Here is a 22055-nt window from a genome sequence, read left to right as displayed (position 1 = left end):
CCGTGCCGGACCCGGAGGACTTCCGCTTCGACGGCATCGGTACCCGGTGGGAAATCTCCACGCCCAGTCCGCTCGATGCCAGTGTCCGGGCCCGACTGCTCACCTTGGTGGAGCGGTACGACGGCGACTGGTCCCGTTTTAGGTCCGATTCGACAGTCAGTGCCATGGCCCGCGAGCCGGGGCGGTATGAGCTGCCGGCGGAAGCCGCCGACCTTGGTTGGCTGTACCGCTCGCTGTATGACATCACCGGCGGAGCGATGACGCCCCTGATCGGCGGCAGCCTGGAGCGCCTCGGGTACGACGCCGCATATTCCCTCCGGCCTGAAGGGTCCGCACTTCCGGCACCCCGCTGGGAGGACGTCCTGACGTGGAACGGCCAGGTTCTGACCACCTTCGCCCCCGTGGTTCTGGATATCGGTGCTGTTGGGAAAGGACAACTGGTGGACCTTCTCGCTGTTGAGTTGCGCTCCTGTGGCGTGGATTCCTTCCTGATTGACGCCAGCGGCGACCTGCTTCACCGCGGGCCTGATCCGGTGTCCGTGGCATTGGAGCACCCGTACGATTCGGCGAGGGCCATCGGCACTGTGTCGCTGGCAGGCAACGCCTTGTGCGCGTCAGCCTCAAACCGACGGGCATGGGGCGACGGCCTGCACCATGTGCTCGATGGCACCACAGGGCTACCCGTCAGCACCGCGGTGGGCACGTGGACCATGGCTGAAAGCACCATGGCTGCCGATGCTTTGGCCACGGCCCTGTTCTTTGTCCCCGGCAGCGAACTGGAACAGACATTCGATTTTTCCTGGCTCACGGTTTTTTCTGATGGCAGTGCCGCCTACTCAGCCGGATTTGAAGGGACACTGTTCTCATGAGCCCCGTTGACTCCCCCAAGGCAACTGCCGTATTCACCGCCGGCCGGTTGGACGCCGTGTTGGGCAAGTACACGATGTACCGGCTGATCCTCCTGGTACTGGCCGCTCTTGCCGCGTACAGCCTTCTGCTGAATGCCCTTGGCTGGCTGACGTTCGGCATCCCGCAGATGCTGGTCCACCTGGCGATGTGTCTTGGCCTGACCTATGTGTCCAACCGCGGGCTGGCCGCCCTTTTCCACGTCCGCCCGCATTCCGAGTCGTCGCTGATCACCGGCCTGCTGCTGTATTTCCTGTTCTGGCCCTCCTTTACGCCCCTGGATATGGCGGGGGTGGCCCTGGCTTGTGTGCTGGCCTCCGCCTCCAAATACGCGTTGGCCTGGCGTGGCCGGCACATCTTCAACCCCGCCGCTGCCGGAGCGTTCGTGACCGGGCTGACCGGACTGAACATAGCGACATGGTGGGCGGCGACCCCCGCCATGCTCTGGCTGCTGATCCCGGGGATCCTCCTGGTCCTGTACCGGACACGGAAGTTGCTGATGGCGTCCTTGTTCCTTGTGGTTGCCACGGCGATTGTGAGCGCTGAGCTGATGCAGGCAGGGCTCACCTTGGGCAGCGCACTCTGGCAGGCACTCGCCCAACGACCGTTGCTGTTCTTCGTCGGCTTTATGCTGACAGAGCCTCTCACCCTCGCGCCACGCCGCTGGCAACAGCTCGCACTCGCTGCCGTCGTTGGCGCGCTCTTCGCACTCCCTTACAACTTCGGCTTCATCGCCAACTCTCCGGAACTGGCACTGCTGACCGGCAACCTGCTGGCGTTTCTCGTGGGCCAGCGGGGCGGGCTCAGGCTCCGGTTCACGGGCTCCCGTCCGTTGACGCCGAGCACCACGGAGTTTGCCTTTGAACCGTCCCGGCCCATCCGCTTTGTGCCGGGACAGTATATGGAACTGGATCTGCCGCACGCGAAGTCAGACGGTAAAGGCCGACGCCGGGTGTTCAGTTTGACCAGTGCCCCCGGTTCGGAGACGGTGACGTTTGGCGTCCGGACGGCCGAGCCCCTGTCCGCGGCGAAGAAAGTCCTGCTGGACCTGAAGCCCGGTGACGAAGTGGCGGCCACGTCCGTGGGCGGAGATTTTGTCCTGCCCCGCGATCCCCGAACCCCCGTCCTCCTGATCGCCGCGGGCATTGGCATCACGCCTTTTCTTGCCCATCTGTCTTCCGGCGCGGCCCAGGACCGGGACGTGGTGCTGCTTCTACTGGCACGCAATCCTGCGGAAATTGCCTATGCGCCCGAGCTGCAGGCGTCCGGGGCGCGTATCCTGGCTCGCCTCGCGGACGGTTCCGTCCCGCCGTCGTTCATCACCGATGCCGGGACGCCGGAGTCCGGGGGTGCCGCCGCTGGACGGCTGGACGGAGATTCCCTGAAGGTCCTGGTGCCCGACATTACCAACCGCGCCGTCTACATCTCCGGGTCCCCTGCGAGCGTCGCTTCGCTGCGCCGTGCAGCCCGGAAAGCCGGCGCTCGACGGGTGCATGTTGACTCGTTTTCCGGCTACTGACGCCGGCCGTTTTTCCTTGCAGGCACCTTCCTGCTAAGCTCTAGGACGTCCCGCTGGCAACGGCAGGATCCCTGAATTGCCCTCGTAGCTCAGGGGATAGAGCGTCTGCCTCCGGAGCAGAAGGTCGTTGGTTCGATTCCAATCGAGGGCACAGAGAAAAACCCCTGCCGCTTGCAAAAGCGGCGGGGGTTTTCTGCGTTCCACCCCCGGCGCGAGCAAACACTTGGGGCCCTAGCGCCCAGCATCAAGGGACACTGGACGCCGTAGCGAAGTCGTACGTGCGGATAGCGGCCACCGTGTTGAGCCGCAGGCCGGCTCGTCAGACTCCTCGCCTGACCGTGGGCCTGGATTAAAGACCCGCGATGCTGCCCGGGCTACGGCGGTGTGGCGCTCGATGCACCTGTCGTCAGCTTTGCTGGCCAGTGTGGTGGTTCCCAGTCGGGGTGTTCGCTGGTGTAGTGGCGTCCGGACGGTGATGTCCAGCCGGGTGGTTCGTTCTTGGTGGCTGTAGTGGGTGTCCAGGCTGTGGTGTGGCGGAGTCGGTGATGGCGGGGGCAAGGCTGGCCGAGATTGCTGATCCCGGTGCTGCCTCCGTAGGCCCAGGCGAGGAGGTGGTCGGCTTCGTTGTCGAGGGAGTGATTGCTGCAGCCGGGAAACGGGCATCTGCCGTCCCGAAGTCTGAGCCATTGGCGTTGGGCTTTTGTGAGCCGGTAGCTGGTCCGTCCGATCTCCAAAGGAGCGCCGTCTCGCGGGTCGATCAGGACCCGGTGGAAGGATTCGGCACCGTCGGCGATCAGGTGCCGGGCCATGGACGGTGGGACGGGGCCGTATCCGTCGAGCATGGCCGGTTCATCCGTGAGGCCAAGCAGCGCCATGACCGGGACGGTGATCAATACCTGTGCCCGGGGTGAGGGAACACCGCCGCTCACGGCGATGCCCCCGGTCTCTTGGTGGCTCGTTTCACCGGTCGCGCTGCCGCTGTTTTCCCTACCCTCATCACCGGTTCCAGCCCCGGCGCTGGTGTTGGCGCCGAGGAGCCAGGTCGCGGCGGTGTCGGCGCGGAGCTGGCTGAGAGTCCGGCCCTCATGAGGCCCCTGGAGGGCCCTCGCGGCTGTGGTGGTCCGGTCCCAGATCCCGGCCGCCTGATCGGCGGGCAGGTACGCGGAGAGCCAGGCCATCCCGTCACGGTCCGGGGCGTACTCCACCCGCCGATCGGCAGCACTCCTTGCGTGGCGCTTTTCGATGCTGACCGGATGATGGCGTTCCCGCCAGGTGCGGGCCTTGTGCCGGAACCTCCCGGGGGCGAGCTCACCGGCCGGGCACCCACGGGCCGGATTCGCGACGTCCGGGTCCAGGAAATGCCCTTCGAGAGCTTGCGAGCCTGCAGGGTCCAGGTTCACGGTTTCATCGACCATGATCCTCGCGTGCTGCCACGAAATGACCCCGGCCTGCAGCGCCGAGAACGTCAGCGGCAGGGCGGTAGTCAGCGCGTGTGCCTCAGCGAGCAGGGCACTGGCGGCGCGTTCACTGACCGTCAGCACGCACGCGACCTCGGCAATCACGGCCATCTCCTGCCCGGTGTGGTCCTGCGGGGACTCGGAAGGGCCCGCAAGGGCCTCAGCAGCGGCGCTGTAGCCGGCAGCCAGCCAGACCTTCAGGGCAGCACTTTTCGCGTCCAACCGTGAGATCTCCGCCAGCCCGTCCAGGAAATCATCCGCTACCCGGCGCAACGGATCAGCATCCCCGAAGCCGGCGGCTTCCGGCCCGCCCCGGAGCACAGCAGCAAGCTCCGCGAAAGACACCGAAAGGGCCTCCGCCGTCGCCACAGCTGCTCTGCTATCCATACACAAATCATCCCCGGAGGGTCCGACAATAACGGCGAAGCTGAATGCCTATGTGCATAACTCCGCGACTCGGAGAACATCGACGCGACTTTTGATGCGTTCAATCGCGCCGTGCACTTCAGAGCCTCCAGCGTCCCCTTGCGCCGGGTGGGGCTTAAATGACCCTTCGCGCATGGTCGTCGCCACAGCTGTCCGTTCGCGCTGGATTGCGTGCGCCTTCATCAGATTGTCGGTGGCCGCTCGTAGGCTGATTCAACGAACTCGAGGGGTAGGCCATGCACGTTCCAGCCACATTCTGTTCCATCATTCCGCCGTATTTGTTGCGGCGGTTGGCTCGCTTGGACGAGCCGCAGTTTTCTGCGGCTGCGCGGGCGGCCAAAGAAGCACTGAGCCACGTCCGGTCCGTCCTGTCGGCCCGTACCCTGCCGGTCCCGGCCGTTCCCCCGGCACTGCGGCAGGTCCGCACCGGCCCGCCCAACAGGAGCATCTATGATGCCGGCGGTTCCGAGAACCTGCCGGGAAGGCTGGTGCGCAAGGAAGGCGAACCGGCTTTCGGCGATCAGTCTGCTGATGAGGCCTACGACGGCCTTGGGCACACACACCGCCTCTTTGCCGACATCTTCGGCCGCAACTCCATCGACGGCGAAGGCCTGCCGCTCGATGCCACAGTGCACTTTGGCAGGCTCTACGACAATGCTTTCTGGGACGGCCGGCAGATGGTCTTCGGTGACGGGGACGGCGAAGTTTTCGAGCGTTTCACGCGGTCGCTGAGCGTCATCGGGCACGAGCTGACGCACGGCGTCACCCAGTACTCGGCGGGGTTGGCTTACCGCAACCAGGCAGGTGCACTCAACGAATCCATGTCCGATGTTTTCGGCGCGCTCGTGGAACAGTACCTGAATAGCCAGTCCGTGACCGATGCCAGCTGGCTCATCGGTGAGGGAATCTTCACACCTCAGGTTGAGGGATCGGCTCTCCGCTCCCTGAAGGCGCCGGGCGCAGCGTACGACGACGACGTGCTGGGCAAGGATCCGCAGCCAGATTCGATGGACTCGTATGTGCGCACCAGCGCCGACAACGGCGGCGTCCACATCAATTCCGGCATCCCCAACCGGGCCTTCTACCTCACGGCGGAGTCACTTGGCGGCAACGCCTGGGAGGCACCGGGACGGATCTGGTACGACGCACTGACCGGCGGCTCACTGCCTGCCACCGCCACTTTCCGCGTGTTCGCCAAGGCAACGGCGGCATCCGCCCTGGACCTCTTCGGCAGCGATTCGCCAGAGCATGACGCCGTGCGGCAGGCGTGGGAAACTGTGAAGGTCAAGCTTTAGTTGAACGCCTGCCCGCCGCGAGCCAGCGGCCAGGCTGCAGGAAAGCCCAGGACCGAGGCCATGAAGATCAGTGTGGAGCGCAGTGGCGGCATCGCGGCCGTGTCCCGAGTATGGACAGTGCACGCCCAGACAGATAGCGCCAAAAGTCAGTGGCAACCAATTGTGGAAGCATGCCCTTGGGATGCGGTACCCAAGACCGTCAGGGCCGCGGCCGCCGAGGTGCACGGCAACCAACCAGACCGATTCATCTATTCGATCCGGGCCGGCCAGCGCCGCGCGGCGCTGCCCGAGCAGGCTGTCACAGGACCATGGCGTGTGCTGGTGGACAGCACCCGGGCAGCTTCCGAGGACACCCCGGGCCCGGCGGAGAACCCTGGTCCGCAAGGGCCCGCCCCGGTTTAAGGCGCCGCCAAGGCGTAGCAGCCTCTCCAGTCAGCCTGCCGTTACCAGGTGCCCCCGAAACGCCCGGCGATAGGACTGCGGGCTGGTGTCCAGCACCTTGGCAAAGTGATGCCGGAGCAGGACGGGGTGGCCAAAGCCAGATTCCCGGGCAACTTCGTCGATGCTCAGGTCCGTGGATTCCAACAGCTCCTGCGCCCGGAGGACCCGCTGCGAGTTCAGCCAGGCAGCGGGCCTGGCCCCGGTTTCGGACCGGAAGCGGCGGGCGAAGGTCCTGGCTGACATGTGCACGCGCGACGCCAACTCAACGACTGTGTGCTCCTGCTCCAGGTTCTGCACCATCCACCGCAGCAGCTCTTCCATCGGCGCCGACCCACAGGGTGGCCGCGGCCATACCCCGCCCGTCACCTCCAACCAGGCCTGGTCCGCCCTGGACCTGCAGAGCACCAACTCCACACCGCGCAACCCCTAACCCGCAGGCACGCCTTAAGCTGCCCATATTTACCCATCAGTACTAACACAACGGGACCCGGCGCATAAGAGCCGGGTCCCGTCCTCATATCCTGGGTGAGCGGAGTCCGCTAGTCCGGGGCAAGGCGGGATCAGCGGCCGGGGCGGCGGCGGGGTTGCCAGCAGCAAGAGCGGGAAACAGGCGCGGCCCCAGTAGACTGGCTGCAGCCATGACATTTCATATCTCCTACCCTGCTGAGCTGCCCGTTTCCGAGCGCCGCGAGGACCTGATGGCTGCCATTGCAGCGAACCAGGTGACCATCATCGCCGGCGAGACCGGCTCCGGCAAGACCACCCAGATCCCCAAGATGTGCCTCGAGCTGGGCCTGGGCGACAACGGCCTGATCGGGCACACTCAGCCACGGCGGCTAGCAGCCCGCACGGTCGCTGAGCGCATTGCCGAGGAACTAGGTGTGGAGATCGGCCAGGAAGTCGGGTTCCAGGTGCGGTTCACCGGGGAAGTCAGCCGCGCCACTAAGGTCAAGGTCATGACTGACGGCATCCTGCTCGCAGAGATCCAGCGCGACAAGCTGCTGCGCAAATACAACGCCATCATCATTGATGAAGCACACGAGCGCAGCCTCAACATCGACTTCATCCTGGGTTACCTCAAGCGCATCCTGCCGCAGCGGCCGGACCTGAAAATCATCATCACCTCGGCCACGATCGATCCGGAGCGTTTTGCCAAGCACTTCGGCTCCGACGACGAGCCCTCCCCCATCATCGAGGTGTCCGGGCGCACGTTCCCGGTGGAGATCCGGTACAGGCCTCTGTCCCAGCCAGCCGGCGGACCCGCCGATGGCGAAGACGCTGATGCCTCAGACGACGAACTCGAAGAGGACCGCGATCCCCTCGACGCCGTCTGCGACGCCGTGGACGAGCTCGCCACCGAGGCCCCGGGCGACATCCTGATCTTTTTCTCCGGCGAGCGCGAAATCCGCGATGCAGCAGAGGCACTGAACGCCAGGATCCAGTCCAACCGGCGCCTGGCCGGCACCGAGGTGCTCCCGCTGTTCGCCCGCTTGAGCCTGCAGGAACAGCACAAGGTGTTCCACCCCGGCCGCAACCGCCGGATTGTGCTGGCCACCAACGTGGCCGAGACGTCCCTGACTGTCCCCGGCATCAAGTACGTCATCGATACCGGCACTGCCCGCATCTCCCGCTACTCGCACCGCACCAAGGTCCAGCGGCTGCCCATCGAGCGTGTGTCGCAGGCTTCAGCGAACCAGCGCTCGGGCCGGTGCGGCCGGGTGTCGGACGGTATAGCCATCCGTCTCTATTCGGAAGGGGACTTTGAGTCCCGGCCGCTGTTCACGGATCCGGAAATCCTGCGCACCAATCTGGCGGCAGTCATCCTGCAGATGACCGCCATGGGTGTGGCCCGCGGGCCCAAGGACGTGGAAAACTTCCCGTTTGTGGAGCCGCCGGACTCGCGGGCAATCAACGACGGCGTGACGCTCCTGCGCGAGCTCGGAGCCTTGAATGCCGTCAGGCCAGGTGACGCCAAGAGCGGCGGGCTGACCGCCGTCGGAGAGCAGCTTGCCCAACTCCCGGTAGATCCCCGCCTCGGCAGGATGATTGTGGAGGCCGCCAAGCACGGCTGCGTCCGCGAGGTGATGATTCTGGCCGCGGCACTAACCATCCAGGACCCGCGCGAGCGCCCGACTGACAAGCAGCAGCTCGCCGCCGAGAAGCATGCCCGCTTCCGCGATGAAAACTCGGACTTCACCGGCTTCCTGAACCTGTGGAACTACCTGCAGGAGAAACAGCTGGAACTCTCATCCACCCAGTTCCGCCGCCTGTGCCGGACCGAGTTCATTAACTACCTTCGGGTCAGGGAATGGCAGGATCTCTTCGCCCAGCTCCGCCAGATGGCCCGCCCGCTGGGGATCAGCCTGGACAACAAGCGCCTGGCCGATCCCGTGGGCAACCACGAGGGCATCCACATGAGCCTGCTGTCCGGCCTGTTGAGCCACATCGGCATTCTGGACGAGCGCAAGCGCGAGTACGCGGGCGCCCGCGGCAGCCGCTTCGCCATCTTCCCCGGCTCCTCGCTCTTCAAGAAGTCCCCGACGTTTGTGATGGCTGCCGAACTCGTGGAAACGAGCCGCCTCTGGGCCAGGGTCGCAGCCAAGTTCGATCCCGCCTGGGCAGAACAGGTGGCACCGGACCTCGTCAAGCGCAGCTACAGCGAGCCGCACTGGTCCACCAAAATGGGCGCGGTCATGGCGTACGAGAAGGTCACCCTATACGGCGTGCCCATCATCCCGCAGCGCCGGGTCAACTACAGCCGCGTGGATCCCGTGTTGGCCCGCGAGCTGTTCATCCGGCATGCCCTGGTGGAAGGCGACTGGAAAACGCACCACAAGTTCTTCCACCGCAACCGCGCCCTCCTCCTTGAGGTCGAGGAGCTCGAGGCCAGGATGCGCCGCCGCGACCTGCTGGTGGACGACGAAACGCTGTTTGAGTTTTACGACGCCAGGATCGGCCCCGACGTTGTGTCCGAACGGCACTTCGACAAATGGTGGAAGGAGGCCCGGCAGCAGAGCCCGGACCTCCTGGACTTCGACAAGTCACTGCTGCTCAACGACGCCGACGACCTGGACGAGGCCGCTTATCCGAAGACCCTGATGCATAAGGGCTTCGATCTGCCGCTCAGCTACGAGTTCCACCCTGTGGCGCCAGGGTCACCGCCCAACCCGTCCGACGGTGTCACGGCCGAAGTCCCGGTGCTCTTCCTGAACCAGCTCGATGATGCCGCCTTCCGCTGGCTGATCCCGGGCCAGCGCGCGGAACTCGTGGCTGCCCTGATCAAGTCACTCCCCAAGCAGGTCCGCAAGAACTTTGTCCCCGCCCCGGATGTGGCCCGGCAAGCCGTTACAGCCCTGGAATCTGACTTCGATCCGGCGCATGATGAGCTGGAAGCTTCACTGGAGCTGGCCCTGCGCCGGATCCGCGGCCACGTCATCCCCCCAGGTTCCTGGAACTGGGACGCTGTGCCGTCCCACCTGCGGGTGAGTTTCAAGGTTGTCGATACCCAGGGCAAGGCGCTGGATGAGGGCAAGGACCTCGCGGCCCTTCAGGAGCGGCTGGCCCCGGCAACACGCCGCGCCATTGCGGAATCACTGGGGGCGACGCCCGGAACCACCGCGCCGCAGTCTCGTGAAAATTCGAAGTCACAGGGAAAGTCCAGCGGGAACGTACCCGCGTCATCGGCAGGCGGAAATTCGGCGGGCACAAGCACAGGCTTCCAAGAACAGGCCGGCTTGACCGAATGGGCCTTCGGCACGTTGCAGCGGCAGGTCAGCAACACCGTTAAGGGCCACACCGTCACCGGCTACCCGGCGTTGGTGGATGAAGGAACGTCGGTGGCGCTGCGCGTCTTCCAGACCTCCTCCGAGCAGCTCGAGGCAATGCGCGGCGGTGTGATCCGGCTGCTCGCCCTCAGGGTGCCGGCACCGGACCGCTACGTCCTGGAGCATCTCAACAACACCGAGAAGCTGACGTTCAGCCAGAATCCGCACGGTTCGGTGTCAGCCCTCATTGCCGATTGTGCCCTTGCTGCAGTGGACAAACTGACCCCGGCGGAACTTCCGTGGGACCGGGCGTCCTTCGACTCCCTCTATGAACAGGTCCGCGCGGAACTGATCGATACCGTCTTTAGTGTGACGGCCGTGGTGGAGCGCATCCTGGCCAGCACCCGGCGGATCGAGAAACAGCTGAAGGGCACCACCAGCCTGGCGCTCATCAGCGCCCTGAACGATGTCAGGAGCCAGCTTGAGCAGCTCGTGTTCCCGGGATTTGTGGCCCGTACAGGCTACAGGCAGCTGAGCCAGCTCCCCCGATACCTTGCCGCCATCGAGAAACGCATCGAAAAGCTCCCCGGCAACGTCCAGCGGGATGGGCTAAGCATGGCCGCGGTCCAGCGGCTGGAAGACGATTACGACGACGCTGTGTCGGCCTTGCTGCCGGGACGCCGGGTGGGTGCCGAACTGATCCAGGTCCGCTGGATGATCGAAGAGCTGCGGGTGAGCCTGTTCGCCGTCGAGCTCGGCACTGCCTATTCCGTCTCCGAAAAGCGGATCAGGGCTGTCCTGAACAAGGCGCTCGCGCCGGCCTAGGCCTACCGGCAGAGGCCGGAAAGGCAGCGCCGGCGTCAGACTCAGCTTGCGGGAACGAACTCTGCGTAGCCAGCGGCCCGGAGCCCGGCGCGCAGCTTTTCTGCGTTCGCGTCCAGCACCGCGGGGTCCGGGTTCTGGTCGGCCGAGGCAAAATCGAAATCAGCCATGCTCCTGGACGGCCAGATGTGGACGTGCATGTGGTTGATCTCGTATCCGGCCACAATCAGCCCCGCCCGCTCGGCGGGGAAGACTTCCAGCTGCACGGCACCAATCCGCCGCGCCACTTCCATCACCTTGGCGAGGGTTTCCGGGGACGAGTCGGTCCAGCGGTCCACCTCCTCGGTGGGGACCACCAGTGTGTGTCCGTCTGCCAGGGGACCCGTGGTCAGGAAGGCCGCAACGTCAGCCTCCCGCCAGACAAAGCGTCCTGGGATCTCGCCATTGATGATCTTGGTGAACAAGGTGCTCATGCGTCTGCTTTCTCGCCCGGAGCCTGCAGGGTACTGGTGTCCAGCACAAACCGGTACTTGACGTCCCCTGCCACCATGCGGTCGTAGGCCTCATTCAGCTGGTCGGCGCGCACCAGTTCAATGTCCGCCACCACCCCATGGTCGGCGCAGAAGTCGAGCATCTCCTGCGTTTCGACGATGCCGCCGATCAGCGATCCGGCGTAGGCGATACGGCGGCTGATGAGGGCACCGGGGTTGACCGGCGGCATCGCCTCGGAGGGCAGCCCCAGCTGGAACAGCGCGCCGTCCTGGCGGAGCGTGCGGAAGTACGGGTTGAGGTCGTGCGGGGCGGCGACGGTGTCGATGATGACATCGATGCTGCGGTCCGCGGCGGCCATCGCGGCCGCGTCCTTGGAGAGGATGACCTCGTCTGCCCCGAGTTCACGGGCGGCGGCGAACTTCTTCTCCGAGGTCGTGAAGACCTTCACCTCGGCACCCATGGCCTTGGCGATCTTGACGGCCAGGTGGCCGAGTCCGCCGAGGCCAACGACACCAACGACGTCGCCCTCTTCGACCTCAAAGTGGTTCAGCGGCGAGTAGGACGTCACGCCGGCGCAGAGCAGCGGCGCCGCGGCGGCCGGGTCCAGACCCTCCGGGATGGTCAGAACATAGTTGCGGTCCACCACGATGGAGGTGGAATAGCCGCCCTGGGTGACGGCGTCGGCGTTGCGCGGGTCTTGGGCGCCGTAGGTGCCGATCATGCCGTTTTCGCAGTACTGCTCGAGGCCGTCGAGGCAGGCCTCACATTCGCGGCAGGAATCGACTATGCAGCCGACGCCGACGCGGTCACCGACCGCGAAGTCGTCGACGTCGGAGCCGACACGGCTGACACGGCCGACGATTTCGTGGCCCGGAACGAGCGGGTACGTGTCGCCGCCCCATTCACCGCGGGTGGCGTGGACATCGGAGTGGCACAGGCCGACGAAGTCGATGGAAATCTCGACGTCGTCGGCCTTGGGTGCACGGCGTGCAACGGTCAGCGGAACCAGGCCGCTGTCAGGGGCTGTGGCGCCGTAGGCTGCAACGAGGGTGCTGCCGTCAGCCTGGACGTTATCGTTCAGCGGGACGTCGCCCAGCTCGGGAAGGGGCGTGGCGAGGGGCGGGGGTACGGGTCGTCCGGGAGTCATAATCTGACGTTACGCCCGTTGCCGTACCGTTATCTAATTCGTCCGCTCAGAGCGATACCGGCCAGTAGTTTTCCCCGGAACCGGGGCGCAGCCTCAGGCCACCGTCAGCACGGGGGCAGTGAGGTGACCGTCGCGCATGGTGGCCACGGCGTCGATCAGCGGGACGAATTCGGTGTTGTGCGTGACCATAACGGTGGCAACCATAAAGTCGTCGGTGACGCGGCGCAGCAGCCGGACGATGGAGTCGCTGCGTTCGTGGTCCAGAGCTGCCGTGGGTTCGTCGACAAGCAGGATTCTGGGGTCTCCCATCCGGGCGCGGGCGATGTTGACCCGTTGGCGATGTCCGCCGGAGAGCTGGTGCGGGCGTTTGTCCGCGCAGGATGGTTTGTCCGCGCAGGATGAGAGTCCCACGATGTCGAGGAGCCCGTTGCCCTGGCCCGGCGCCTGATCAGGGTTCCGGGGTTGACCGACGGCATGGCGTCGGACGGCAAGCCCAGCTGGAACAGCGCACCGTCCACGCGCAGGGTACGGAAGATCGGATTCAGGTCGTGCGGCGCGGCCACGGTGTCAATGATGAGGTCGATCTGAGGGAAAGGTCCGTAGCCGCCCTGGGTGATGGCGTCGCCGTTGCGTGGATCCTTGGCGCCGTAGCTCCCGGTCAGCCCGCTTTCGCAGTACTGTCCCAGGCCGTCCAGGCAGCTCTCGCACAACGGGGTGGGCAAGGGGCGGCGGTACGGGGCGTCCCGGGGTCATCCTTCGACGCTACCCCCCGCGGGCCGCCGCATGGCCGCTCGGGCCGCTTCCCGTGGCCACCGGCCGGGCCGAGTTGTTGGACCATTCCGAGAAGGATCCCGGATAGAGCGCGGCCTGGAATCCGGCGATTTCGAGGGCGGCCACCTCATGGGCGGCGGTCACGCCCGAGCCGCAGTACACGGCCACGGGGACGCCGTCGCGGACGCCTAGGTGCTCGAACCGGCGCCGCAGCAGGTCGGCCGGCAGGAAGAGGCCGGCCCCGTCCACGTTCTCCGTTGTTGGAGCGCTGCGGGCGCCCGGAATGTGGCCGGCACGGGGGTCAACGGGTTCAAATTCTCCCCGGTACCTTTCGCCGGCCCGGGCATCCAGGAGGACGCCAGTTGCGGGCCAGTCTGCCGCTCCGGCCGCGTCGATGCTGGGCATCCAGCCTCCAGCGGGGGAAACATCAAAGGAAACACGCCCGACGGCGGCGTCCACCGGTCCGGCATCCAGCGGCCGTCCGGCGTCCCGCCAGGCTGCCAGGCCGCCGTCGAGCAGGTATACGCCCTGGAACCCGGCGTTCCGGAGCATCCACCAGAGGCGGGCGGCAGCCATGTTGCCGCTGTTGTCGTAAGCCACCACGACGTCGCCGTTGTTGATCCCCCAGCGCCTGGCAGTTTCCTGGAACTCGTCGTGGGTGGGCAACGGGTGCCTGCCGCGGGCCGGAGTGGCCGGCGTCGCCAACTCGGTGGAAAGGTCCACAAAAACTGCGCCCGGGAGGTGCCCTCCAAGGTAGTTTTCCCGGCTGCGCGGGTCTCCCAGCGCCCAGCGGACGTCCAGCACCACGGTTCGCTGGCCGGCGTCGAAACGCGCCGCCAAAGCCGGGACATCTATCAGTGGACCCATCGTTCTCCTTGGCAATTCCGGGGTGTGTAGTTCCTGATCCAACTCTAGCTCCGGCAAAGCGGCCGGCGGGGAGGGCCGCCGGTAGGCTGGTTGGGTGAAGAACGCGAGCGCGGACCGGGCCTGGGCTGATGAGGCCATCCGAAAAGTAAATGCAGAAAACAACCGGTCTGCCGATACCCACCTCTATTCGGTACCGCTGCCGGAGCACTGGGGTGTCCAGCTTTACCTCAAGGACGAATCCACGCACCGTTCGGGGAGCCTCAAGCACCGGCTGGCCCGCTCGCTGTTCCTCTTTGGCCTGGTCAACGGCTGGATCCGCGAGGGTACCACCATCGTAGAGGCTTCCAGCGGCAGCACCGCGGTCTCGGAGGCATACTTCGCGCAGCTCCTGGGGCTGCCGTTCGTGGCAGTAATGACCCGCACGACGAGCCCGGAGAAGATCGCGCTGATCGAACAGTTCGGCGGCTCGTGCCTGTTGGTTGACCATGCCTCAGAGGTCTACGCCGCGGCGGCGGACGTCGCTGCCACGTCCAACGGCCACTACATGGACCAGTTCACCTACGCGGAGCGGGCCACGGACTGGCGCGGCAACAACAACATTGCGGAGTCCATCTTCGGGCAGTTGGCGATGGAGGAACACCCCGTTCCGCACTGGATCGTGGTGGGCGCGGGGACCGGCGGCACAAGCGCGACCATCGGCCGCTACCTGCGCTACCGCGGCCACAACACGCGCCTTGCGGTGGTGGACCCGGAGAATTCCGCATTTTATCCCGGCTGGGTGAACGGTGCCGGCGGGACCAGCACCGGCCTGCCCTCACGGATCGAAGGCATCGGCCGCCCGCGGATGGAACCGAGCTTTGTGCCCGCCGTCATCGACCACATGATCCAGGTCCCGGATGCCGCGTCCATCGCGGCCATGCGGCACCTGCGCACGGTCGCCGACCTGCATGCCGGACCGTCCACCGGCACCAACCTGTGGGGTGTCTGGCAACTCATGGCGGAAATGGTCGCCGCGGGACAGCGCGGCAGCATTGTGTCGTTGATGTGCGACGGCGGGGACCGCTATGCCGGCAACTACTACAATCCGGTATGGCTGTCCGGCCAGGGCCTGGACCCCGAGCCGCATGAGGACGTCATCCGCCGGTTCTTCGAGACCGGCGTCTGGAGCGCGTAGCTGCTGTTCAGATCTCCACCGATTCCCGCGGGGTAAGGCGGGTGTACTCGGTACCGTATTTCCGGCCCAGCCGGGCCACGTGGGATTCTGCAACCTTCAGGCCGGTTTCGTTCAGCAGCCCGTCGTGGATCTGGAAGGCACGGGGGGCCCGCACGGCGATGACAAAATCCACCACCTCGCTGACTTTGCTCCACGGTGCGTGGATCGGAACCAGCAGCGTCTGCACGCTGAGGCCGTCCGGGATGATGAAAGAGTCCCCCGGGTGGTACAAGTTGCCGTCCACCAGGTAGCCGATGTTGGCCACGATGGGAACCTGTGGATGGATCAGTGCGTGCTGTCCGCCGAAGCTGCGCACGTTGAAGCCGGCCGCGTCAAAAGTCGAGCCGGGTTCAACGGTGTGGATCCGGGCTGCCACCTGGGGTGCCTCTTCCCGCAAGTGGTCGGCCACTCCGGCCGGCGCGAAGACCGCCAGCCCGTCCGAGCCCTGCAGGGCGTTGACCATGGCCGGCATATCCACATGATCGCCGTGCTCGTGGGTGATGAGCACGGCCTGCGCCCCGGCCAGGGCTTCGGCGGTCTCGGAGTATGTTCCCGGATCCAGCACCAGCACCCGGCCGTCCTGCTCAAGCCGGACGCATGCGTGGGTGTATTTTGTCAGCTTCATAGCGCCAGCCTAGGGTCCGGCCCCAAGCCTGTCCAAGGCACGTCCGGCGGCGCGCTCCCGGCTGGTAATCTGGATGATTGCCACCGTCCCTCAGGGAAGCGAGTACGTTCATGCCGTTCGGCACCAAAGCTGACGCGACGCCGTCGAACGCTGCATCCGGCGCAGGAACCGTCGGCGCGCCCGGCAAGGAGCAGCGCGTCACCAAGCAGCGTGTAGCCGTCAGCGCTGCCCTGGACGAGCTGGATGACTTCGTCAGCACGCAGGAGCTCTACCGCATCCTGCAGAACAAGGGCGTCTCAGTTTCACTGGCAACGGCGTACCGGATCCTGCAGTCCCTCGCGGACGACGGCCTCGTGGACGTCCTGCGCAACGGCGAGGGCGAAGCCGTCTACCGGCGCTGCGCTGTTACCGGGCATCACCACCATCTGCTGTGCCGCAACTGCGGGAAAGCCGTGGAAGTAGAGGCTCCGGCGGTGGAAACCTGGGCGGCCCGGATCGCCACCGAACACGGCTACACCGAGGTGGCTCACACCGTGGAGATCTTCGGCCTGTGCCCGGACTGCACCGCCCTCAGGGCCGCCGGCAAGCTCTGACAGCCAGCGCTGCCGCAACAACTCCACCCACTCCCCCGAGTTTTTGTCCAGATAATCGACGTTCGGGGGCCATTTGGATGCATTATCTGGACAAAAACTCCCGGCGGAGGTGGTGTCAGCGGGCGTGCACCAGACGGCCGTTGATGCCCTTCTTGGCGCGGACACTGCCCACGACGCGGCACACCACGTAGATCAGGAACGACAGCGTGGTGACATAGGGGCTGATGGGGATCCGCCCACCCAGGGCCAGCAGGATTCCGCCCACCGTAGCCGTGACGGCAAAAACAACGCTGAGGGCCACCACGGCCACCGGAACGGAGGTCACGCGGAGCGCCGCGGCTGCCGGAGTGATCAGCAATGCCAGTACCAGGAGCGCCCCCACCACCTGGATGGACAGCGCTACGCTGACTCCCAGCAGGACCATAAAGATCAGCGCGAGTGTCCGCACGGGCACCCCGCGGGCTTCGGCCAGTTCGGGATCAACGCTGGCAAAGTTCAGCGGGCGCCAGATGGCCACCAGGGCTGCGATGACCAGCACGGCGGCGCCGGCGAGGACCTGGAGCTGGACGGTGTCCACGGAGACAATCTGCCCCGTAAGCAGCCCGAATTTGTTGGCCGCACGGCCTTGGTAGAGCGACAGGAACAGGATGCCGAGCCCAAGCCCGAAGGGCATGATCACCCCGATGATGGAGTTTTTGTCCCGGGCCCGGACGCCCATCACGCCTAGGAGCAGCGCCGCCGCCACCGAGCCGATCAGCGAGCCAAGCACGATGTCCGCGCCGATCAGGAGCGCGAACGCGGCCCCGCCGAAAGAGAGTTCTGAGATGCCATGGACGGCGAACGCCAGGTCCCGTTTCATCACGAAGGTGCCCACCAGCCCGCCCAGCAGGCCCAGCACGGCCCCGGCCCAGAGGGAGTTCTGGACCAGCACCAGCAGCTCGCCGTAGTTCTCGAAGCTGAAGATCGCTCCGATGATGCTGTCCGCATCCATCAGGCCACCTCCCCAACCGTTGCGTGGACATCGGCATGGTGGTGCGTGGTTGCGTCGGGAAGGCCGACGACGACGATGCGCCCGTTCGCGTGGATGACTTCCACGTGGCTGCCGTACAGCGCTGACAGGACATCGGTGGTCATGACCTCTTCCGGGGTCCCCACGCGGAACCGCCCGCCGGCCAGGTACAGCACCCGGTCAACATAGTCGATGATGGGGTTGATTTCATGGGTGACAAAAACCACCGCGCTGTTCTGGGCATGGCACTGCTTGTTGATCAGCGCGCTGACGGCCTGCTGGTGGTGCAGGTCCAGGGACAGCAACGGTTCGTCGCAGAGGAGGACCTTGGGGTCCGTGGCCAGCGCCTGTGCCACCCGGAGGCGCTGCTGCTCGCCGCCGGAGAGCTGGCCCACCGGGACTTTGGCGTAGTCACTGGCGCCCACCAGTTCAAGAAGCTCATCGATCCTGCGGTTTGCCCGGGACTTGCCCAGCCGCAGGCCCCAGCGGTGGCCGTCCACGCCCAGCCCCACCAGGTCCCGGGCACGCATGGGGGTGTCCGGAGCAAAGGATTTCTGCTGCGGAATGTAGCCGATCAGGTTACTGCCCCGCTCCACGGGACGGTCGCCAAGCGTGGCCCGGCCGGACTGCAGTTCCTGCAGGCCCAGGAGAACCTTGAGGAAGCTGGTCTTTCCGCTGCCGTTGGGACCCAGGACGGCGAAAAACTCACCGGGCCTGATGTCCAGGTCGAGATCCTCCCAGAGCAAGCGTTTGCCGAACTGCAGGGACGCCCCGCGGAGGCTGACCACCGGTTTCAACTATTTGTCTCCAAAACTTTGCTGACGTTGTCAACATTGTCCGTCATCCATTGCAGGTACGTCTTGCCCTCAGGCAGTGTTTCGCTGAAGTCAATGACGGGAACGCCGGCTGCTTCGGCTGCCTTTTTCAGCGCCTGCGTCTGGGGTCCCTCTGTCTGCGCGTTGTAGGCCAGGAACCTGATGTCCTTGGACCCGGCCAGGTCCGTGGCTGCCTTCAGCGCCGCGGGCGGAACATCCGACCCTTCCTCGATCGCGGCGGTGTAGTCGGCCGGAGTCTTGTTCTCCAGCCCGGCTGCCTCGAGCAGGTACAGCGGGACAGGTTCGGTCACGGCCACGGCTGCGCCTGTTCCGTTGGCCTTCAGTGCGGCGAGCTTGCCGGCCAGGCCGTCCACCCCGGCTTTGAAGGTTGCGGCATTGGATGTGAACAGGGCCGCAGAGCCCGGTTCGAGTTCGCCCAGTTTGGCCGCCAGCGAATCAGCCAGCTTACCCATGGCATCCAGGCTGTACCAGGCGTGTTCGTTGAATGCACCGGGCTCGTGCGCGTGTTCGTCGGCTGATTCGCTAACCGACGGCGACGGCGACGAATCGGCGTGCGCTTCCTCCGGCGCCAGGCCGCCTACCTCCACGGCCGTGACGATATTGCTGTGCGGGATGTTGCTGTCGTCGGCCATCTTGTGGAGGAAGGCGTCGTATCCGCCGCCGTTCTCGATCACCAGTTCCGCTTTGGAGACCAGCAGCCGGTCCTGCGCGGTGGCCTCGTAGGAGTGCGGGTCCTGGCTGGTCTTGGTGATCATGGCGGTGACGTTGACTTTGTCCCCGCCGATGATCGCGGCGATGTCCCCGTACACGTTGGTGGAGGCCACAACGTCGACGACGCCGGCAGATGAGTCGGCGCCGGACGTCGCCGACGGTGCACCGCCTCCGGAGCCGCAGGCGGTGAGCAGCAGGCTCACCCCGGCGAGGGCTGCGAGGGACGTTCGGATGGCGGCGGTGTGGTGCACGGAAACCTCAGTTCAGTACAGGGATGGACTTTTGCGTCTCCAAAAAGCTTACCCCTAAATGTGAATGATTCCTATTTAGGATAGCCGGGCCGGTCCCCTGCGGACCCGGGCGCGCTCAGTCACCGTTCGGCTCGCCCAGCCTCCTGATGCCGGTGGCCTGCGTGGCGTCCCGGATCTCTCCCACCAACTGCTCGATCACGTCTTCCAGGAAGAGGACGCCGTGGGTCTGCCCGTCAGCGCCGATCACGCGGGCAAGGTGTGAGCCCGTGCGCTGCATGACGGACATGGCCGTTTCAACTTCGTCGTCCAGCGCGAGGTTGGCAAGGGAGCGGATCCTGCTCTCGGCGATGGGGTGCTGGTAATCCGACTCGGGAATGGACAGCACGTCCTTCACGTGGAGGTAGCCGGACAACATGCCGTCATCGTCGAGCATCGGGAACCGTGAGAACCCGGTCCGACTGACGGCTTTTTCAAATTCCACCGGGGTGGTGGCCGCCTTCAGCATGACCAAATCGTCCAGCGGAACCATGATGTGCGACGCCGTGTATTCGGAGAATTCCAGGGCGCCGGTGATCAGGCCCGCATCATCGTCCACCAGGCCGTGTCGGGTGGATTCCTGCACGATCGACTGGACTTCCTCGAGCGTGAAGGACGAGTTCACCTCATCCTTGGGCTCAATCCGCAGGAGCTTGAGGATGTGGTTGGCGGACCAGTTCAGCGCGACGATGGCCGGGTTGACCAGCTTCGCAACAAACATCAGCGGCGGGGCCAGCAGCAGGGCAGCCTTGTCCGCCACCGATACCGAGATGTTCTTAGGCACCATCTCGCCGAACGTCACGTGGAGAAAGGTCACCACCATCAAGGCGATGGCGAACGCTGCGACGTCGGCAACTTCCCCCGGCAGCCCAACAGCTTCCAGCGGCGCCGCCATCAGGTGGTGGATGGCCGGTTCGGCGACCTGCAGGATCAACAGCGAGCACACGGTGATGCCCAATTGCGCGCAGGCCAGCATCAAGGAGACGTTTTCCATGGCGCGCAACGTGGTCTGCGCCCGCTTGGAACCGGCTTCGGCGAGGGGTTCGATCTGGCTGCGCCTGGCAGACATCACGGCGAACTCAGCGCCGACAAAAAACGCGTTCCCCAGCAGGAGGACAACCAGCCAGGCAATTCCGGCCCAGTCACTCATCGTTCCCTCCTGTCGTCCGGAGCAGGCTCCACTACGGGCGCGGCCGGATGGAAGGAGATCCGCTCGATCCTTCGGCCGTCCATCCTGGTCACGCTCAGCGTGCCCCCGCCGACCTCGACGGTGTCCCCCACTGCGGCGATCCGGCCCAGCTCACTCATGACGTACCCGCCCACCGTTTCGTAGGCGGCTTCGTCCGGAACGGTCAGCCCCGGAATCTGTTCGGAAAGCTCGTCAGGGCGCAGCAGCCCGGGGAAGTACCAGTCGCCGGAGGCGCTCTGCAGCAGTCCCGGGCGTACCTTGTCGTGCTCGTCGGACACTTCTCCGACGATTTCCTCCACCAGGTCCTCAAGGGTGGTGATGCCGGCGGTTCCGCCGTATTCATCCAGGACGATCGCGAGTTGGAGGTTTCCCTCCCGCAGCTCCGCCAGCAGCGCATCGAGGTGGATGGTCTCCGGCACGCGGAGGACATCGGTCATGATGGCTCCGGCCTCCAGGTTGGCCCGCCTATCCCACGGCACGGCAACGGCCTTCTTGACGTGGACCAGGCCCTTGATGTCGTCGGAGGACTCCCCGATGACGGGGAAACGGGAGTACCCGGTGCGCCGGGCGGCGTCCAGGATGTCCGACACAGGCTGGTCGGCATCGATGGTCTCCATCCGGATCCGCGGCGTCATAACGTCGGCAGCCGTCCGGGCTGAGAAGTTAAGGGTCCGCGCCACAAAGTTGGCCGTCCCGGCGTCGAGCGTTCCCATGGCAGCGGAGCGCCGCACCAGGGAGGCGAGCTCGGCCGGGGTCCGGGCACCGGAAATCTCTTCTTTGGCCTCCAGGCCAAAGACGTTCAGTACCTTGTTGGAAAAACCGTTGAGCACCACGATGGCGGGCTTGAAGATGGCCGTAAAGACCAGCTGGGGCCGTGCCAATGCTTTGCCAACCTGGAAGGACAGCGCAATGGCCATGTTCTTGGGCACCAGTTCGCCCAGCAGCATGGACAGCAGCGTGGCCAGCACCATGGCGATGACCAGGGAAACGGGTGCCGCCGCCACTTCGGGAATTCCGACGGCGGCCAGCGGGCCCTCGAGGAGGCGGCCCACCGACGGTTCCATCACGTAACCGGTCAGAAGGGTGGTGAGGGTAATGCCGAGCTGACAGCTGGAAAGCTGGGTGGAGAGGGATTTCAGGCACTTGAGCAGCGGGACGGCACCCGTGTCACCGTTATCGATGGCACGTTGGACCGTGGCCTGGTCAAGGGCAATCAGGGAAAATTCGACGGCGACGAAAAAGCCGGTGCCGGCAATCAGCAGGAGGCCTGCCGCGAGGAGCAACCACTCCATTCAGCATCCCGCCCGAAGGCCGGAGGCAATGGTGTGAGGCCGGGGGAAACGGCCCGGCGGAGGATGATCGGCCGAAGCCGATGCTGTTTCCATAGGGGCTCCGCCGGGGTGGGCTGACGGAGAGTGATGGGCGCGTGTTCGGGGTTTGCCGGCTCTGCGGGTGGACTGCGCGGTGCTGTATTTGATGCTCCGCTGACAGCCCCCAGGCCGGCACCTAGATTTACTGTCCATAAGAATTTCAGTCTACAGGAGCAGATTGCGCCTTTCGGCTGGGCGCTGGGTGGTCGCGCCCGCACCGGGAAAGCTTCCGGACGCCACAATCCGTGATCTCCGCGTCATTGCCATGATTTGGGTCACCGTTATTGGCAGTTAACACAGAATGCTCATTAGACT

Annotated in this window: 17 protein-coding genes, 1 tRNA gene and 3 pseudogenes; 8 read left to right on the top strand and 13 right to left on the bottom strand. The window is 65.4% G+C overall.

The genetic code is table 11. From position 1 onward, the window contains the following. Positions 1–2: 2 nt before the first annotated feature. The 3 genes from QK290_RS01205 (at position 3) to QK290_RS01195 (ending at position 2576) form a co-directional block, all read left to right on the top strand. On the top strand, positions 3–869 hold the full coding sequence (locus tag QK290_RS01205) for an FAD:protein FMN transferase (protein WP_282328933.1): 867 nt from the start codon (positions 3–5) through the stop codon (positions 867–869). After that, positions 866–2425: an oxidoreductase gene (locus tag QK290_RS01200; protein WP_282328932.1), complete on the top strand. Its 1560-nt coding sequence runs from the start codon at positions 866–868 to the stop codon at positions 2423–2425. Before QK290_RS01205 ends, QK290_RS01200 begins: the two co-directional genes overlap by 4 nt. Before the next feature lie 78 nt (positions 2426–2503). After that, positions 2504–2576, top strand: a tRNA-Arg gene (locus tag QK290_RS01195). 223 nt (positions 2577–2799) lie between these two features. Here QK290_RS01195 and QK290_RS01190 read toward each other — a convergent pair. After that, entirely contained in the window at positions 2800–4269 is a 1470-nt protein-coding gene (locus QK290_RS01190; protein WP_282328931.1) for an HNH endonuclease signature motif containing protein, read from the bottom strand. Between the two features lie 275 nt (positions 4270–4544). Between QK290_RS01190 and QK290_RS01185 the strand changes: the two genes are divergently transcribed. Further along, on the top strand, positions 4545–5603 hold the full coding sequence (locus tag QK290_RS01185; RefSeq protein ID WP_282328930.1) for a M4 family metallopeptidase: 1059 nt from the start codon (positions 4545–4547) through the stop codon (positions 5601–5603). A 60-nt stretch (positions 5604–5663) separates the two neighbouring features. Further along, the gene (locus QK290_RS01180; RefSeq protein WP_282328929.1) at positions 5664–6005 is read left to right on the top strand and encodes a protealysin inhibitor emfourin; all 342 of its coding nucleotides are present in this window, start codon (positions 5664–5666) and stop codon (positions 6003–6005) included. Positions 6006–6035: 30 nt separating this feature from the next. Here QK290_RS01180 and QK290_RS01175 read toward each other — a convergent pair. Next, positions 6036–6380: pseudogene (locus tag QK290_RS01175) on the bottom strand (helix-turn-helix domain-containing protein); the annotation flags it as partial. Positions 6381–6682: 302 nt separating this feature from the next. Here QK290_RS01175 and hrpA point away from each other — a divergent pair. Further along, the gene (gene hrpA / locus QK290_RS01170; protein ID WP_282328928.1) at positions 6683–10633 is read left to right on the top strand and encodes an ATP-dependent RNA helicase HrpA; all 3951 of its coding nucleotides are present in this window, start codon (positions 6683–6685) and stop codon (positions 10631–10633) included. A 41-nt stretch (positions 10634–10674) separates the two neighbouring features. Here hrpA and QK290_RS01165 read toward each other — a convergent pair whose 3' ends face one another. The 5 genes and pseudogenes from QK290_RS01165 to QK290_RS01145 all read right to left on the bottom strand — a co-directional run bounded on the left by QK290_RS01165 (position 10675) and on the right by QK290_RS01145 (position 13907). Further along, positions 10675–11103 (bottom strand): HIT family protein, encoded by a 429-nt coding sequence (locus QK290_RS01165; protein ID WP_282328927.1) that lies wholly within the window; start codon positions 11101–11103, stop codon positions 10675–10677. Continuing rightward, positions 11100–12269, bottom strand: a complete 1170-nt coding sequence (locus tag QK290_RS01160; protein WP_282328926.1) for an NAD(P)-dependent alcohol dehydrogenase — start codon at positions 12267–12269, stop codon at positions 11100–11102. The genes QK290_RS01165 and QK290_RS01160 overlap by 4 nt, the downstream gene beginning before the upstream one ends. 93 nt (positions 12270–12362) lie before the next feature. Then, positions 12363–12692, bottom strand: a pseudogene (locus tag QK290_RS01155) (ATP-binding cassette domain-containing protein); the annotation flags it as partial. Positions 12693–12706: 14 nt separating this feature from the next. Then, positions 12707–12976 (bottom strand): annotated as a pseudogene (locus QK290_RS01150) (hypothetical protein); the annotation flags it as partial. A 55-nt stretch (positions 12977–13031) separates the two neighbouring features. Then, entirely contained in the window at positions 13032–13907 is an 876-nt protein-coding gene (locus QK290_RS01145; protein WP_282328925.1) for a sulfurtransferase, read from the bottom strand. 94 nt (positions 13908–14001) lie between these two features. Here QK290_RS01145 and QK290_RS01140 point away from each other — a divergent pair, with 94 nt between their 5' ends. Further along, on the top strand, positions 14002–15081 hold the full coding sequence (locus QK290_RS01140; protein ID WP_282328924.1) for a PLP-dependent cysteine synthase family protein: 1080 nt from the start codon (positions 14002–14004) through the stop codon (positions 15079–15081). Positions 15082–15088: 7 nt separating this feature from the next. Here QK290_RS01140 and QK290_RS01135 read toward each other — a convergent pair whose 3' ends face one another. Continuing rightward, complete coding sequence (locus tag QK290_RS01135) at positions 15089–15745, bottom strand: MBL fold metallo-hydrolase (RefSeq protein ID WP_282328923.1); 657 nt, start codon at positions 15743–15745, stop codon at positions 15089–15091. A gap of 110 nt (positions 15746–15855) precedes the next feature. Between QK290_RS01135 and QK290_RS01130 the strand changes: the two genes are divergently transcribed. Next, a complete protein-coding gene (locus QK290_RS01130; RefSeq protein WP_282328922.1) occupies positions 15856–16338 on the top strand; it encodes a Fur family transcriptional regulator in 483 nt (160 codons plus the stop codon). Between the two features lie 115 nt (positions 16339–16453). On the opposite strand, the gene QK290_RS01125 is transcribed toward QK290_RS01130, so the two are convergent. The 5 genes from QK290_RS01125 to QK290_RS01105 all read right to left on the bottom strand — a co-directional run bounded on the left by QK290_RS01125 (position 16454) and on the right by QK290_RS01105 (position 21662). Next, positions 16454–17329 carry a metal ABC transporter permease gene (locus QK290_RS01125; RefSeq protein ID WP_282328921.1) on the bottom strand — a complete coding sequence of 292 codons (876 nt, stop codon included), beginning with the start codon at positions 17327–17329 and terminating at the stop codon, positions 16454–16456. Further along, the gene (locus tag QK290_RS01120; protein ID WP_282328920.1) at positions 17329–18144 is read right to left on the bottom strand and encodes a metal ABC transporter ATP-binding protein; all 816 of its coding nucleotides are present in this window, start codon (positions 18142–18144) and stop codon (positions 17329–17331) included. Before QK290_RS01120 ends, QK290_RS01125 begins: the two co-directional genes overlap by 1 nt. Next, positions 18141–19145, bottom strand: a complete 1005-nt coding sequence (locus tag QK290_RS01115) for a zinc ABC transporter substrate-binding protein (RefSeq protein ID WP_282328919.1) — start codon at positions 19143–19145, stop codon at positions 18141–18143. Before QK290_RS01115 ends, QK290_RS01120 begins: the two co-directional genes overlap by 4 nt. Before the next feature lie 115 nt (positions 19146–19260). Next, a complete protein-coding gene (locus QK290_RS01110) occupies positions 19261–20331 on the bottom strand; it encodes a hemolysin family protein (RefSeq protein ID WP_282328918.1) in 1071 nt (356 codons plus the stop codon). Continuing rightward, the gene (locus tag QK290_RS01105) at positions 20328–21662 is read right to left on the bottom strand and encodes a hemolysin family protein (protein WP_282328917.1); all 1335 of its coding nucleotides are present in this window, start codon (positions 21660–21662) and stop codon (positions 20328–20330) included. Before QK290_RS01105 ends, QK290_RS01110 begins: the two co-directional genes overlap by 4 nt. Between the last annotated feature and the right edge of the window lie 393 nt (positions 21663–22055).

This window comes from Pseudarthrobacter sp. AL07, from assembly GCF_029960665.1.
GTDB lineage: Bacteria > Actinomycetota > Actinomycetes > Actinomycetales > Micrococcaceae > Arthrobacter.
Note: the sequence above shows the minus strand (reverse complement) of the source record. Positions and strands in the feature narration are given on the sequence as shown.

Bases quoted from the DNA above. Each gene is read 5' to 3' on its own strand.
- QK290_RS01200 (WP_282328932.1), top strand. From the start codon at position 866: ATGAGCCCCGTTGACTCCCCCAAGGCAACTGCCGTATTCACCGCCGGC.
- QK290_RS01190 (WP_282328931.1), bottom strand. From the start codon at position 4,269: ATGGATAGCAGAGCAGCTGTGGCGACGGCGGAGGCCCTTTCGGTGTCT.
- QK290_RS01185 (WP_282328930.1), top strand. From the start codon at position 4,545: ATGCACGTTCCAGCCACATTCTGTTCCATCATTCCGCCGTATTTGTTG.
- QK290_RS01180 (WP_282328929.1), top strand. From the start codon at position 5,664: ATGAAGATCAGTGTGGAGCGCAGTGGCGGCATCGCGGCCGTGTCCCGA.
- hrpA (WP_282328928.1), top strand. From the start codon at position 6,683: ATGACATTTCATATCTCCTACCCTGCTGAGCTGCCCGTTTCCGAGCGC.
- QK290_RS01165 (WP_282328927.1), bottom strand. From the start codon at position 11,103: ATGAGCACCTTGTTCACCAAGATCATCAATGGCGAGATCCCAGGACGC.
- QK290_RS01160 (WP_282328926.1), bottom strand. From the start codon at position 12,269: ATGACTCCCGGACGACCCGTACCCCCGCCCCTCGCCACGCCCCTTCCC.
- QK290_RS01145 (WP_282328925.1), bottom strand. From the start codon at position 13,907: ATGGGTCCACTGATAGATGTCCCGGCTTTGGCGGCGCGTTTCGACGCC.
- QK290_RS01135 (WP_282328923.1), bottom strand. From the start codon at position 15,745: ATGAAGCTGACAAAATACACCCACGCATGCGTCCGGCTTGAGCAGGAC.
- QK290_RS01130 (WP_282328922.1), top strand. From the start codon at position 15,856: ATGCCGTTCGGCACCAAAGCTGACGCGACGCCGTCGAACGCTGCATCC.
- QK290_RS01125 (WP_282328921.1), bottom strand. From the start codon at position 17,329: ATGGATGCGGACAGCATCATCGGAGCGATCTTCAGCTTCGAGAACTAC.
- QK290_RS01110 (WP_282328918.1), bottom strand. From the start codon at position 20,331: ATGAGTGACTGGGCCGGAATTGCCTGGCTGGTTGTCCTCCTGCTGGGG.
- QK290_RS01105 (WP_282328917.1), bottom strand. From the start codon at position 21,662: ATGGAGTGGTTGCTCCTCGCGGCAGGCCTCCTGCTGATTGCCGGCACC.